Source organism: Thermocoleostomius sinensis A174 (genome assembly GCF_026802175.1).
Taxonomy (GTDB): Bacteria; Cyanobacteriota; Cyanobacteriia; order Elainellales; family Elainellaceae; genus Thermocoleostomius; species Thermocoleostomius sinensis.
This window is the reverse complement of record NZ_CP113797.1, coordinates 2105804-2120705: the sequence shown is the minus strand read 5'-3', so window position 1 is coordinate 2120705 and position 14902 is coordinate 2105804. Positions and strand designations below refer to the sequence as shown.

The window sequence follows — 14902 nt, the reverse complement described above, 5'->3', positions numbered from 1 at the left end:
AGAACTGGTTACTAGCTACTTGTCAACTGCGTCCAGTAGCGATCGTACAAGGCGGCTATTTCTGGAGCGACGTTCGTCACACCTTCTCCCTTCGCCACTACTGCTTCTGGAGGATAGAGATTTTTGTTTTGCTGTTGATCAGCTGGCAGCAACTCGAAGGCGGCTTTGTTGGGGGTGGCGAACTTGAGGCGTTCGGCTAACTTGGCAGAGTTTTCGGGAGTCAAAATGTAGTTGATCCACGCATAAGCGGCATCAGGATTTGGAGCTGTTTTTAGAATGGCCATTGTGTCCGTCCAAATTGACGACCCCGATTCAGGCACAATATAGGTTAACTCTGGAGCGTCATCAATCAGAGCAATGGCATCAGTGGAATAAGCCATAGAAATCGAGAAATCGCCGCTGGCCAACTGATCTTCCCAACCGTTGGTGAGGAAAGAGGCGATCGTTGGTCTCAGTTGCACCAGTGCTTGGTAAGCTTCTTCAATTTCAGCCGGGTTGGTCGAGTTGAGCGAGTAGCCCAAGTGCATCAAAATTGCCCCAAATACCTCGCGCACATCGTTGAGTAGGGTAACTTGACGGCTGAGCGAGTCAACATTGTCAAACAAATAATCCCAGCCTTGAATATCAGTTCCCAATGTCTCAGGGTTATACGCTAGCCCAGTTGTGCCCCACGTCGTTGGAATACTATGGGCATTACCAGGATCATAGCTGGGGTTCTGCCAGGGTTCGCGTAAGTTGTTTAATCCTTGTAACTGCGATTGATCCAGTTCTGCCAGCAGATTGCTCTCTAGCATTTGCGTAACGGCATAGTCCGAAGGATATACCACGCTGTATTGACTGCCTCCGCCTGCTTCTAGCTTGGCTAACATGGTTTCATTCGAGTCGTATAGATCCACTACCACCCGCACACCCGTTTGGTCTTGAAAGGTTTGGATTAGTTCATCATCGGTGTAATTCGCCCATGTATAGACATAGAGGGTATTAGGGTCAGCAGCCGTGGGGCTACTAGTGGGAGGAGCTTGGGTTTGATTATTTGACAGATTGCGGGCACAATTCGAGAGCGCGACTCCAGAAGCGGCCGCGGCCGAAGCCTGAATAAATCGTCGTCGGGTGAATACTGCTCCAGTAGACGCTCGGCCCTGACGCCATCGAGATATCCGAGGATTTTGGGGAGGCATAGATTTCTCCTAATCAACAAACTTCAACACATCTAGGTGGTCAGAGCTAAACAATCGTTGGCTGCCCAATAAACCTGAACGGGTGCATGGAGTGGCAATGCCTCTGAACGATTGGGTTGCAGCACCGTCAGGCGATCGCCGGTCAGCAGTTCAACCACATAGTGCACATGGGTTCCTAAATACATCACATGCTTGAGCGTACCCTCATAGGCATTAATGGCGTCTGTCGTTGAAGTTGTCCCTACCTGAATCTTTTCCGGACGAACGCTAATCACCACTTCACTGGGAAGCGAGCCATTCCACGTGTCTTGAAGTTTGACCCACATCTTGAGTCCATTTTGGGTAACAACCTGCAACGCCGAGGTCTGAGTCGCTTCCACGCGCCCTTGAAACAAGTTGGTATCCCCAATGAAGTCTGCTACAAATGGAGTTTTGGGCGATTCGTAAATTTCACTGGGCGTGCCGATTTGCTCAATTTTGCCCATATTCATCACCGCAATGCGATCGGACAAACTCAGGGCTTCTTCTTGATCGTGTGTCACCATCACAAACGTCACGCCCAATTCCTGATGCAAATTAGAAAGCTCCACCTGCATCTCTTTGCGTAGCTTCAGATCGAGTGCTCCTAAGGGTTCATCTAGCAAAACTACTGCCGGACGATTGACCAGCGCTCGCGCCAAAGCTACCCGTTGCTGTTGCCCTCCTGAAAGCTGAGCAGGATAGCGGCGAACAAATGCGTCCATCTTCACCAACTGCAATGCATTAGCCACCCGTTCTTGAACTTCAGCTTTGCTACATTTTTTCAAGCGTAACCCGAAGGCAACGTTCTCCCAGACCGTGAGATGATTAAATAGGGCATAGCTTTGAAACACGGTGTTCACAGGGCGCCGATAGGGGGGCACATGCATCATGGATTTCCCCCGAATTAACACTTCTCCACCCGTTGGTTCTTCAAACCCAGCAATTAACCGTAATGTCGTCGTTTTGCCGCAGCCTGATGGCCCCAAAATGCTGAAGAACTCCCCTTGGTGAATATCCAAGTCAATGCCGCGCACGGCAGTGTCCCCATTAAAGACCTTGAATACTTTTCGCAGTTCAACATCTAGCCGGGTATTTGTTTCAGCAAACCCTCGATCTTGTAGAACAGTTTGAGACATAGTTGGCATCCAGATGAAACCAAGCGAAGTGGCTAAATATGCGCTTTAACAGATAGTATCGGACAGATGTGACTAGGTTTTGACAACAGAACCTGGACAATCTTTTCCATGCTGCTACCCATCTCCTATGTTCGGGTTAGTGGTTCACAGACAATGGTTTAGTTTGCTACAGTTTGATTTTTGTTCCATAGCATAGCGTAAGTCATCCTTGCATACTATCAGGCTACCCAGTTTGCCAAGCGGCATGGATAGTTGGGAGGCAATCGCTTAAGAGTCTGTGTCCGATCGTTTCATTCCTGGCATTTCTTGTTCATCTTCTTCATCCCATTTCTTAGTTTTTTCATCTTGCCTTCTAGCAAAAGAGAGAGATAGACCCGCCCAAAGATGGTTTTATTGAGGGCTACTCCGTTGCTACGCTCGAACTGTTACCCTGAGTAACTAGTTACCTTCAGGCGTTGGACAATCTGCAAGCTATTGATTTGATATAGCCCTGCTTCGCAGTTTGCCAGCCCTCTTGCTCCCTCATTTCGAGTTTTGTTATGGTGAACCGTCGTCCCAATATTATTTTCCTCGTTCTGGATACGCAACGCGCCGATCGCCTCTCCTGCTATGGCTACCCGTTGCCCACATCGCCCCACATCGATGCCCTAGCCGAGGACGCGACGGTATTTGAACGCGCCATTGCTCCGGCCCAGTGGACCATTCCCTCTCATGCGTCTATGTTCACCGGAGTATATCCATCGGTGCATCAAACGGTGCAATCCTACTCAACTTTGCCGGCCGATCTTCCCACCTTGGCAGAAAGGCTGAAAGCGGGTGGCTATTTTACGGCAGGATTTTGCAACAACCCACTAGTAGGGGTGATCAACAATGGACTGCGACGTGGTTTCTACAGTTTCCTTAACTACAGCGGTTTGCTAACCTCCCATCCTAATCAAGCCGGTGTTCCTTCAGGATTACTCGATCGCTATCGTCAAGGATTTAAGCAGCTATTAGCCAAACTCTTGAATCAAGTGCAAGATTCCTTTGCTCGCTCTGAAGCACTACTGGAACTTTCCTTCACGCCTTTGATGCTGCCACTGTGGCAGACCGCTCTCAGCTTTAAAGGAAATACTGTGAAATCCCTTGATGATGCTGCGCAATTGTTGATCCATCGGAAAGGTGTCGATGCCGATCAACCAATCTTTACGTTCATTAACTTGATGGGAACCCATATGCCCTATCACCCGCCGCGTCGATATATGGAGAGATTTGCGCCCCATGTGTTGCGCGATCGATCGGCTCAGCATTATTTACGTCGCTTTAATAGCGATGTCTATGGCTGGTTGGCGCCGTTGGCAGGGGCGCTGGATGAGCCACAAAAAGCTGCTCTCGATGGGATGTATGATGCAGAAGTGGCCTATCAAGATGAACAAGTTGGCACATTCTTTAGCCGACTTGAACAAGCAGGGGTGTTAGATGAAACGCTGGTGATTTTGTGCTCGGATCACGGCGAGCATTTAGGAGAAAAGCAGTTCATTGGACATTCGCTGACGTTGTACAACGAACTGGTGCAAGTGCCGCTAATTATTCGCGATCCGTATAATCATCTGCCGCGTAAGACGGCTGTAGAGACGGTTGTGTCTACCTGTCATTTATTTCACACAGTGTTGACCGCTGCTGGACTGAGTGACGAAGCCGAAACGGCCCAAAGCTTGGTGCATAGCCCAACCACCGAGCGAATCCAGCGTCAGGTGTTTTCGGAAGCGATTCCGCCGCAGAATGTTTTGAATTTACTGTTAAAGCGTCAGCCTGAATTAATTCGCGATCGAGCTTGTGATGTCCCCCGTCGTGCTGTTTGGATTGGCAATCACAAACTCATTGAAACAGGCGATCGGTTTTTGGAACTGTACGATGTCTACGAAGACCCCCAAGAAAGTCTGAACCTCAGTGACATCCTGCCCGAAAACGTGGAAGCTTTACAGGAATGTCTTCAAGTCTTTGCCGGTCAGTCCGATCGATTGGTAGGAGCTACTGCCGGAACCACCCGCGCTCCTGGATTTGACGATCCAGAAGTGCAGCGGCGTTTGCGCGATCTAGGATACTTAGAGGATTAGTGGGAAAAGACCAAGTTAACCGGCCAAAGGCAACATATAACGGCTAAAACCTCAGGCTTGTTCTTGTTATCCTTTAACCTGCATTCTTTATCCTTACATTGCATCCCTCACTTTCCTGTAATCTCTATGTATCCTCCTGTTGACCCAATCATTTTTGAATTTGGCCCGATCGCCCTACGTTGGTATGGATTGCTGATGGCCACCGCCGTACTGGTGGGGGCGTTGATTGCAAGTCGTGAGGTAGAGCGACGAGGGCAAAAAGCGGATGATTTTTGGGACATGTTGTTTTGGGTGCTGATTCCCGCCTTTATTGGGGCGCGGCTCTATTATGTGTTTATTCAGTCTCCGCGGACAGCAGACGGGTTTGGTCACTATCTTGAGAACCCCTTGGACATTTTCAAAATCTGGACAGGGGGGATTCATATTTTTGGAGCGTTCATTTTTGGTGGGATTGCCCTATGGTTATATACCCGGGTTCGCCGCCTGCCCCCCTTGGTCTTTTTGGATGCCATTACCCTAGCGCTGCCCCTATCACAGGCGATCGGACGGTGGGGGAATTTTATTAATCAAGAACTGTATGGCCCACCCACTACCTTGCCCTGGGGGCTGCGCATCGATCGTCCCCACCGAATTCCACCCTACAACGACCTCGCTCAATATCCCGACAGTACCCGTTTTCATCCGCTGTTTTTGTATGAATCGCTGTGGAATTTGATTGGTTTTGGTCTCATTTTCTGGATCTCGCGTCGGTTTCGATCGCCGTTGCGGGATGGCGATATCACCCTGCTGTATTTAATTTGGTATCCCTTTGGTCGGTTTTTTATCGAGTTTTTGCGCACAGACTCCTGGTTTTTTCCGGGCACACCGTTTAATGTGGTGCATGTACTATGTGCCATATCTGTGTTGGGCGCAAGTATTGCGCTTTATTGGCGTCATCGTCAGCCTAAACGCTTGGAAAGGGCAAATGAAGGCGATCGCACCAGTTGACTAGTTCATACTTAACCTTGGGAACATAGGAACGGCAAGAATTTGACGATTGGGTCTTCAATAACATTACCCTGCTGGCGGGCCCAATACTCGCTGAGACAATGAATTTGCTTGAGTCCCACAATCAAATTCAAACCAGGCACCACAAGCCACCAAACCATTAGCGGAGGTTTCCAACCTGCCTCGCGATAGAGGGTGTTAACGGTGCGATAAAGCCGCAACTGAACGATATAAATCCAACCGACTCCCAGCAGCGAGAACCAGCCAAACCACCCCGGTACATCTGGATCAAACAGCCGTAACGCTTGCGGAATTAACACGCCGAAACCAAACGGCAAAATACAAACCGCTCCAGACCAACCCTTGCCATTATATTGCCTCAGTTCATCCTGAATGACCCATTTGTAATAGCCGTAGTAAGCCAAACCTGTGACAGCCGAGAGCAGCATTACGCGCCAAAGGGGACGCGGTTTACCAAATGGACGATCGATCATGATGCAGCAGTGCTGATAAAGAAACGCGCATACTAGTTACAATTCTTCATTAAAACAAAATACCTGACAAGATCGACCCGATCGCCCAATCGAGAGTTGTCCCAGTAGGGGGGATCATCCACTTCTCAGTCGTTCTCCGCAGAGGCTAGAGTCGGAACACATTTTTAGTATCCGGCGTTACGTTCAAGATCCGTACTGAGGCTTATGGGGATGAAATTCTTCACCGTAGTTTGGGTATCCTTGGTTGTCACCAGTTCGATCGAATTGATTTCACCGATCTTACCGACTCCGGCCGCTATTGCACCTGTTCCTCCTGCCTTTAGCGGCGATGCCAGCCATCAAACTCGGCTGTTATGGCATGTGGATTCTCGCTGGAGCCTGAACTGGATTCTAAACGGCAGTTTAATGGGTGCGTTGATTGTCACTGCTGTTGCTTTGGCAATTGGAGTGTATCAATATAGCCAAAATCAGAAATGGCATCGCATTGAGTTTCTGCGTAAAACGGTAAAGGAATTTGAACAAGAACCCAATATTTGGCGCGCGTTAAAGATTCTAGACTTCGAAGAATACCGAGATTATGAAGTGATATTGGGCAACAAGCAGGTCGTCTTTCAAGTCACCAATGAGCTACTGTGTGCAGCGTTGGCCAGCCACAAAGAACGAATCATTCGCAAGCAGGAAATTGATGCACTGAAGGCAACTGGATGTCTGACCGAAGAAGAGCTAGAACGATATCAAATTGAAACAACATTACGCGATTGGTTTAATCAGTTATTGAATGGATTAGAACATTTTGGTTACTTTGTAGAATCCGGTCTGTTTACCGTAAATGAAATTCGCCCTTGGATGATTTATTGGATTCGCTTAATTGCCGATCGCCACTACAAACGTCCTGGAGCTTCCAAATTCTATGATCAGTTGTACAACTACATTCATGAATATGGGTTTGCAGGTGTCATTCAGTTATTTGAACGGTTTGGCTATCGAATTTTGCCAACGCCCTATCAAGAAGATGATTTCAAAAAACTGGATGATGCCTTTCAAAAACGCCAAGCGGCACACTCGATGCACCTGTCCTTTGGGGCAATAGTTGGCATGTACCCGTGTTCTCGATCGATCGATCGGCACTTGATTCAAATGGCGTTAAGTTTGGCAAAGGCTGCTTATCTGATATATCAAGATGAAACATATGTTGACGAAATCACGCATCAACGCTGGAGGATCGGCACAGACAGTTCGCAGTACTTTGACGAAGCCAAACGCGACACGCAAGCATTTTTATTTAGAACCGATTCCTGTATTGTATTGGCCTTTCGCGGTAGCCAAGAAAGAAAAGATTGGCACACCAACTTTAAATTCAAGCTGAAAAATTTTGCCTGTCATCAGTCGATGGAACCCCTAGACGAAGATACCACTCCGCCGATCGGAATGGTGCATTCAGGGTTTCAAGCGGCCTGGAATACTATTGAAACACCCATCATTCAACAGATTCGGCTATGGAACGCCGATCGGTCTGCTCCTCTACCCTTATTCATCACCGGACACAGTTTGGGAGGAGCCTTAGCTACCGTTGCAGCAGCATCCTTGGTGAAGCGCAAGCATCTTAATATTCAGGGTGTTTATACGTTTGGACAACCCAGAGTTGGTGATTTAGTGTTTGTTTTCGATGTAGGGCAAGCGCTCAAGGGCAAGGTTTTTCGATTTGTTAACAATAATGATATTGTGCCGCATGTCCCACTGCCCTATTCGTTCTGGAATCCGCTGCGAATTTATGCCCATCTTGGGCAATTACTGTATTTCAACACACGCGGGCAACTGATACTGCAACCCAATGCGATCGTTTGGTTAGTTGATCGAGCGATTGGTCTTTTGCGAGATGTCCTAGAACCTGGCTTCGACATGGTGAACGATCATCGGCTTGAGTTTTACATCACCAACCTAGAAAAAGCATTAGCAGCCACCCAAGAGCAAGAATAAATGATTTGATTTTACTCCATCTCAGCATTCAGCCTAACAACACTGCCTGCAATTACTTTCCAAGTAGTTTCAAACCATTTCCACACTCGGAGGTAGCGAAATTTACCATTAATTTCCTGCCCTAAATAATTTCCTTGAATTTCTACAGTGACAGTCACAATTATATTATCTTCGATCGCACTTATTTGATAATGACTGGGTTCGATCGTATGCAGATTAATGTCGCCTGAACGATAATTATTCAAATCTATGGCTTTAGTAATCGTTTCACCCGTTGGCCCATTAAATAAAAGATTGTCGTGGAGCAACCGATCTAAATATTCAACATTATTGGTTTTCATTGCCGTCAAGAGAGCAGTTTCACAAGCAATGATTTCGGTTTCGTGAAGAGTATTCATATGGTGTCTATTCTAGGTAAACAATAAAGTTTAAGTAAACAATAAAGTTGTATCGCAGGCTATACGTCAAGCTATCAATGCAAGCTAGATATTGCTATTAGTTGCAAATTCGCAGGTGGAGCCACCGTCAGCCCCCGTCGCACTGGTCGAATCGATCGCGGATTTACCAACGATAGTTGCCAGTTTAAAAGCACCGTAGCCAACACTAGCTTCATCTCCAGCATGGCCATGGCTGCCCCAATGCAATAGCGATGCCCCCCGCCAAAGGGAATAAATTCGTGCGCTGCAAACGATCGCTCTAGAAATCGTTCTGGCTGAAATTGTTTGGAATCAGGATAGAGATCGTCGCGATGGTGCAGCAGATACGTACAGGGAAACAGCACAGTGCCTGCTTCAATGTTATAGTTCAATATAGCCATTGGTGCTTTTAAAACCCGAACTCCGGTGGTCAATGTGACTGGGTAAATCCGCAGCGTTTCTTGGCAAACAGCAGTGAGATAGGGCAAACGGGCAAGGGCGCTGGGTTGAGGCTGAGGCCCCAGGTTCGCCAATTCCGATCGCAGTTTCTCCTGAATTTCTGGCAGATAGTGTACCCAATAGAGCGCCCAGCTTAGAGCAGAAGCTGTGGTTTCATGTCCAGCCAGTAATAGCGTTACCAATTCATCGCGCAGTTCCAGGTCAGTCATCGGTTGTCCGGCTTCATCACGGGCTGACAGCAGCAGCGACAAGATATCATCACCCACTACCTGACTGGTTTGCCGATCGTGAATTTCATCTAAAAGAAGGCGATCGACCCGTTGTTTCAGCCGCAGAAACCGTCCCCACGGACTCCAGGCTCCCCAATCTTGCTGAAGTGCTCCAAAGAAGATCAGACTGGCGCTTAAGGGAGAGCCGATCGAATCGAGCAATGAACTTAACAGGACTCGCAGTTGGTCATAACGCTCACCCTCACTGATGCCAAATACCGCCTTTAAAATCACGCGCAGCGTGATCTCTTGCATCGTCAAACGCACACGAAACGGTTTTCCAGTCTGCCACTGAGCCGTTGTCACGTGTTGGGTTGTATCACAGATCAGTTGACTATAGGCCCGCAGTCGATCGCCATGAAACGGTGGCATCAATAGTTTGCGCTGTCGCTGATGGCGATCGCCATCTAGTAACACCACCGACTGTTCCCCCAACAAAAGCTGGAGCACTTTACCGCCGCCGCCAGTTTGAAAGCAATCAGGACTCGTTGCAAAAATTTCCTGAATGGCTTTCGGGTTGCTCACGTATACCACAGGTGGTCGGCTGTTTCCCACTCGAAACATGTCACCGTAGCGTTGGCCATAGTCTTCTAAGTACTCCAATGGACGAGCGATCAACTTCATCATTCTGAGAACGCGGGGCGTCTGGGGACCGTCTAGCCTCATCACTGCTCTCCTTCGCGGCGATCGTCTCTTCATTGTAGTCAGGCAGGAATGTGAGAATTCGAGAAAGACTCACATATCCAAGACTAAAGACCCAAAGCATTGCACTTTATTTTTCTTCTACATCTGCCTACTTACCACTCCCGACTCCCTATTCCCAACTCCCTATTCCCGACTCCCCCCTCTCCACTCCCCATACTTCACACACAAACTCTTCACACGTCCAGCCTCAAACCTCTTGATTTCCTCACAAAACCAGAAACCGCGATCGCTAGGATCAGCATAGTTGCAAACAAGTAGCCTCAACGCTTACCGAATCAAGCTCCCCAAATCAGGATTTGCGATCGCCACGTTTCATTGCATTCAATCTGTTCCCTACTTCGCTTCAAAGGCCGAATTTATGCTCGCTATCAACGGTACCCCCTTGGCCGAAACCCTAATCGGTACACCCGGACCTGACGCGATTTCTGGAGAGGGTAACAACGATCGCCTATTGGGACTAGCAGGCGACGATTTACTCTATGGCGGGGAGGGCAATGACACGTTAGAGGGTGGGGAGGGCAACGACAAACTATATGGCAATGCGGGTAACGACAGTCTGGTGGGTGGACTGGGAGCAGACGAGTTGTATGGGGCTGAGGGCAACGATACCCTGAGTGGTGACGACGAGAACGATACGCTGTTTGGGGAGGCAGGCAATGATGCGCTGTTGGGTGGTGCAGGCAACGATACCCTCGATGGTGGTATTGACAACGATACGCTAGTTGGTGAATGGGGCAATGATGTCCTGTCGGGTAGCAATGGCAATGATGTGCTTCTGGGCGGTGCAGGGGACGATCGACTGAATGGTAATACGGGGGATGACACACTGGATGGAGGAGCCGGACAAGACGAGCTTTTCACAGGTGAGGGAAATGACATTGCCAATGGTGGAGACGGCAACGATCGGCTGTATGGCGAGAACGGCGATGATATCCTGTCGGGGGAGGAGGGAAACGACGAACTGTATGGCAGCGCGGGAATAGATTCGCTGTATGGCGGCGCGGGAATGGACAAACTCTATGGTGAAACGGGAGATGATGTCCTTCTTGGTGATGCAGGCAACGATGCCCTGCACGGCGGGGATGGCAATGATGCTCTCCATGGAGAGGACGGCGCAGATCAAGTATTTGGTGAGGCTGGCAGTGATTATCTATTTGGCGGTGATGGCAATGACGCGCTGCACGGCGGTGCTGAAGCAGACCGAATGGATGGGGAGGAGGGGGATGATTTTCTCTACGGTGGACTAGGCGATGATACCCTGCTCGGCGGAACAGGTAACGACCAATTGTTCAGCGAATTCGGTAATGATCAGTTGGTTGGTGGAAATGGGGACGATCGCCTGTTTGCCAATGAAGGCAATGATCGCCTTAGTGGTGGTACAGGCAAGGATCACCTGTTTGGTGAAGCAGGTAACGATCGCGCAGAGGGTGGCGCAGGCAATGATGCCATCAACGGCGGCGCAGGCAATGATACGCTGATCGGTGGTAACGGCAATGATACGCTGGTGGGCAGTCTGGGTAGTGATGTGCTGATCGGCGGCAAGGGCAAAGATGTATTTTTGTGTACGGCGGAAGCTCCCTTTTCACAGCCAGCATTTGGACTCGATATCATTCGGCAGTTCCAGTCGGGGCAAGACACAATTGAACTCGATCGCACGACGTTTACGGCCCTGAGCAAAATCTCGACACGGCAATTCATCAGAACTCAAAAATTTGCCATCATAGAACGCGATCGAGATGCTGCGAGAAGCAGGGCATTGATTGTCTACAACGCCGATAATGGTAAATTGTTCTATAACGCAAATGGCAAGCAAGCAGGTTTAGGCAGTGGCGATCTCTTTGCCCGATTAACAGGTGCCCCCACTCTGATCGCTACAGATTTTACAATCAGAGCTTAGTTTTTCAACAATCATTTCAACAATCAGGAGTGACACAGTTGAGAAAGCAGTTGAGAAAAAAGGGAAGGTGCGGTAGAACCAAAGAACAAATGCACCCAAGGTCAACATTGGTTCAATCGCTATGCCGCCTTCCTCACCCCGTCCATCTGCTGTGCCTGCTGATTCTCGAGTTGTGCGATTTCAACGGTTGCGCCGCCTCAGCCAAATTCTAGATAACGCCATCGGCATTCCAGGCACACGCATTCGGTTTGGGCTTGATCCAATTATTGGACTGATTCCCGGTGGTGGTGACACAGTAGGAATGATTTTCTCCTCTGCTATTGTGCTAGAGGCAGCCCGTATGGGAGCGTCTAAGACCTTACTGGGTCAAATGGCGTTTAACATTTTGCTGGAAACTGTGGCGGGAATTGTGCCGGTTGTTGGCGATATTTTCGACGTTACGTGGAAGTCGAATGTGCGAAATATTGTGCTGCTGGAAAAGTATTTAGAGATTGAGCGATCGACTCGTCCTCAAAACCGTTGGTTTGCCGTATTGCTGTTGATTGGCTTGTTTTTAGTATTTGCAGCGTGTCTAACGATTTCAGTGCTGGTGCTGCGCTGGCTGCTGCAAATGCTGGGTACCATAGCACAATAATCCTCCAGTTAACGTTACCAATTCATAGATACTGTAGACTATAAACCTCAGGCTTGCTGAGCCTGTAAGGCAGTGTTTGTAGTCACTGAAGCGTAAAAGGAGAAGACGATGTATGTACTGATCGGCGGTGCAGGATTAGTTGGACTCAGCTTGGCACAAAGTTTACTGGAGTTGGGACACACAGTAGCCATTGTTGATATTGATCCGGCAGCTTGTCATCATGTGCGTCAACGCTTGGGAGTGATGGCATTTGAGGGAAGTGCTGTGGACACAGATGTATTAATAGAAGCAGGTATTCGCAAGGCTGATTCAGTTGCAGCGGTTCTGCGAGAAGATGCGATTAATTTGGCATTAGTAACGCTGGCAAAGCATTTTGAAGTTCCCCATATTATTTCTCGGATGCGCCATCGTGATTTTGCGAACCCCTTATGCTTGGCAGGAGCACATCACATTATCAGTACCGTTGATCTAGCAGTATCTACGATGGTGAATGCAATTGAATATCCGCAAGTGGAATCAATGATGCACTTTGAGCAAGGTCAGATTGAAGTTCTCAAACTTTCAATCTCAGATCGTTGCAATGTCGTAGGCCGCAAGCTTTCAGATGTGGCACAAGACCCTCGATTCCCTCCTAGTTCATTGATCATTGGCTATCAACCTCATCCACACATGGATTTAACGATTCCCAATGGCAATACGGTACTTGAACCTGCTTCAACAGTGCTTGTTGTTACCAAACCAGAGACATTGCACCAAGTCATTGATTTCATACAGGTTTGTAGAGATGAGGCTCAGAGTACCGGCATTATTCACCAGTAGTTTGTAATGACTCGAAACTCTACTTTGCCAAGAACGATTGGAAGAATAATTAGATCAATAGCGTTTTTAAAAAGTGATTCAGCTACTCGCGATGATTAACTCAAAGCTGTCATTAATCATCTTCCAGCTTTAAAAGCTGTTCGTTGAGTCCTTTTATGTAAGTTTGCACTAAGTCCTCTGAAATAATGCGTTTGCGTAGTGCCTCATTTACTGCTCCCTTCTCAGCAAGCAATAAGCGACGACGAATGGCATCTAATGATCGATTGCCAGACTCAGTGGCCGATCGTCCAGAGCTTTGGTTATATAGGTCACGCAGAATCTTTTCAGACGCTGCTACCCTTGTTTGATAAGCAGCCCACATTTCTTCATAGATCGTCTTTGATAAAACGCCAGATTTCAACAAGCTATCTAATTCGTCCTGAGCAGCCTTAGAGGCAATTAGCTGAATTTGCAAGGTTTCAGCTTTTTGTTTGACATCTGAAACCTTAGAAAGATTTAACCGCTTGATCAGCCACGGCAAGAGTAATCCTTGCCCAACTAGAGAAAATAAGACTGCTCCAAAGACAAGCGTAATAATTTCTCCCCGCCCTGACAGAGTTAGGGGAATACTGAGTGCCAACGCCATTGACAGCGAGCCTTTGATGTTGCCCAAAAACAGAACGTGTTGCCAGCGGAGAGGAATAGGGCGATCGAACCAGCGCACCCCCGATAGTAGCAGATAGACCGAAAGAATTCGTCCCACTTGATAGGCAAAAATCACTAACAAAATTGCTGGCAAGAGTCTCCACACGATCGTCGGGTTAATCTCAATACCAATCAGCAGGAAAATGAATGTATTAACTGCAAAACTCGCATATTCCCAGAAGCTCAATAAAGTTATACGATCGGACGCAGAGGTGCTGCGAGACAGCCCAAGGTTGCCAAAAATTAATCCAGCGATAACAACTGCTACTGCGCCAGATACTCCTAAAAACTGCCCAACTTGAAAAGTTCCGAGAGAAATGGCAACAGTTAATAGAAGACTACTGAGAGGATTATCTAAACGAACAAATATCGGTAGGCTCAAGTAACCAATGACTAAACCGACTAAACTACCGCCCAAAGCAACCAGCAGTAGTTCTTGAACTCCTTCTAGGAACGTTAGTGAACCTGTTTCATACACCGCTAGGATTAGGTTAAATGACACTAGAGCAGCCGCATCATTGAATAGGGTCTCTCCTTCCACAATTGTGGAAAGTCTAGAAGGCACACGAATGTCTTTAAAGACCGCAATCATAGAGACAGTATCTGTATTGGCTAGAATAACCCCCATCAGCAATGCGGGTATCCAAGCTAGCCCTAATCCAAATTTCAGCAGAACCGCAATGGTTGCAGAAGAAAGGATAGCCCCCGGCCCTGCGAGAAGGGCGAGCGGTTTAAACGTACTGCGTAAACGGCTGATGTCTGTGTTGATCGCAGCTTCAAAAATAAGAATAGGAAGGAAAAGATTGAGAACAAGGTCAGGATCTAAACCAATGCGACGAGACAAAACTTCATTGATGGGCAATCCTGCTAGAACTAACCCTGTGACATAGGGAATACGGAGTTTTTGAGTAATTAAAGCGACGGCTGTCGCAACCAGTAACAAGATGATTAGAATTGTCGCAAGACCTGATAAATCTCCAGCAACCTGAATCTCTAGACTACTTTGTGCTAAAACCCACTGTGTAAACTGACAACGCATGAGCAGTGAATAATGTAAGCGGACAGGTAGAATCTTTTTAGCTTGTTGTCACTAAATATTAAAACTTGTCAACTCCCAGTATGAGTTCTGC

Annotated in this window: 12 protein-coding genes; 6 read left to right on the top strand and 6 right to left on the bottom strand. The window is 47.9% G+C overall.

All coding sequences use genetic code 11. The annotated features are described in order from the left end of the window. Positions 1–11 precede the first annotated feature (11 nt). Positions 12–1178 (bottom strand): ABC transporter substrate-binding protein, encoded by a 1167-nt coding sequence (locus tag OXH18_RS09190; RefSeq protein ID WP_268612265.1) that lies wholly within the window; start codon positions 1176–1178, stop codon positions 12–14. Positions 1179–1210: 32 nt separating this feature from the next. After that, the gene (locus OXH18_RS09185; RefSeq protein ID WP_268612263.1) at positions 1211–2335 is read right to left on the bottom strand and encodes an ABC transporter ATP-binding protein; all 1125 of its coding nucleotides are present in this window, start codon (positions 2333–2335) and stop codon (positions 1211–1213) included. Between the two features lie 539 nt (positions 2336–2874). Here OXH18_RS09185 and OXH18_RS09180 point away from each other — a divergent pair. Next, positions 2875–4431, top strand: a complete 1557-nt coding sequence (locus OXH18_RS09180) for a sulfatase (RefSeq protein ID WP_268612261.1) — start codon at positions 2875–2877, stop codon at positions 4429–4431. A gap of 126 nt (positions 4432–4557) precedes the next feature. Further along, positions 4558–5418, top strand: coding sequence for a prolipoprotein diacylglyceryl transferase (lgt, locus tag OXH18_RS09175; RefSeq protein WP_268612259.1), 861 nt, complete (start codon positions 4558–4560; stop codon positions 5416–5418). A gap of 11 nt (positions 5419–5429) precedes the next feature. Here the strand turns inward: lgt and OXH18_RS09170 are convergent, their stop codons facing one another. After that, a complete protein-coding gene (locus tag OXH18_RS09170; RefSeq protein WP_268612257.1) occupies positions 5430–5912 on the bottom strand; it encodes a hypothetical protein in 483 nt (160 codons plus the stop codon). Positions 5913–6122: 210 nt separating this feature from the next. On the opposite strand from OXH18_RS09170, the gene OXH18_RS09165 reads away from it, so the two are divergent. Then, positions 6123–7889, top strand: coding sequence for a lipase family protein (locus tag OXH18_RS09165; RefSeq protein ID WP_268612255.1), 1767 nt, complete (start codon positions 6123–6125; stop codon positions 7887–7889). Positions 7890–7900: 11 nt separating this feature from the next. Here the strand turns inward: OXH18_RS09165 and OXH18_RS09160 are convergent, their stop codons facing one another. Both OXH18_RS09160 and OXH18_RS09155 read right to left on the bottom strand, forming a co-directional pair. Then, positions 7901–8287 carry a nuclear transport factor 2 family protein gene (locus tag OXH18_RS09160; protein ID WP_268612253.1) on the bottom strand — a complete coding sequence of 129 codons (387 nt, stop codon included), beginning with the start codon at positions 8285–8287 and terminating at the stop codon, positions 7901–7903. Positions 8288–8361: 74 nt separating this feature from the next. Continuing rightward, a complete protein-coding gene (locus tag OXH18_RS09155) occupies positions 8362–9660 on the bottom strand; it encodes a cytochrome P450 (RefSeq protein ID WP_268612251.1) in 1299 nt (432 codons plus the stop codon). Positions 9661–9982: 322 nt separating this feature from the next. On the opposite strand from OXH18_RS09155, the gene OXH18_RS09150 reads away from it, so the two are divergent. From OXH18_RS09150 to OXH18_RS09140, 3 genes are all read left to right on the top strand, one after another. Continuing rightward, the gene (locus OXH18_RS09150) at positions 9983–11635 is read left to right on the top strand and encodes a calcium-binding protein (RefSeq protein ID WP_268612250.1); all 1653 of its coding nucleotides are present in this window, start codon (positions 9983–9985) and stop codon (positions 11633–11635) included. Positions 11636–11756: 121 nt separating this feature from the next. Further along, entirely contained in the window at positions 11757–12269 is a 513-nt protein-coding gene (locus OXH18_RS09145; protein WP_268612248.1) for a DUF4112 domain-containing protein, read from the top strand. 108 nt (positions 12270–12377) lie between these two features. Beyond that, complete coding sequence (locus OXH18_RS09140) at positions 12378–13088, top strand: potassium channel family protein (protein ID WP_268612247.1); 711 nt, start codon at positions 12378–12380, stop codon at positions 13086–13088. Between the two features lie 112 nt (positions 13089–13200). Here the strand turns inward: OXH18_RS09140 and OXH18_RS09135 are convergent, their stop codons facing one another. Then, positions 13201–14811 (bottom strand): cation:proton antiporter, encoded by a 1611-nt coding sequence (locus OXH18_RS09135; protein WP_268612246.1) that lies wholly within the window; start codon positions 14809–14811, stop codon positions 13201–13203. Between the last annotated feature and the right edge of the window lie 91 nt (positions 14812–14902).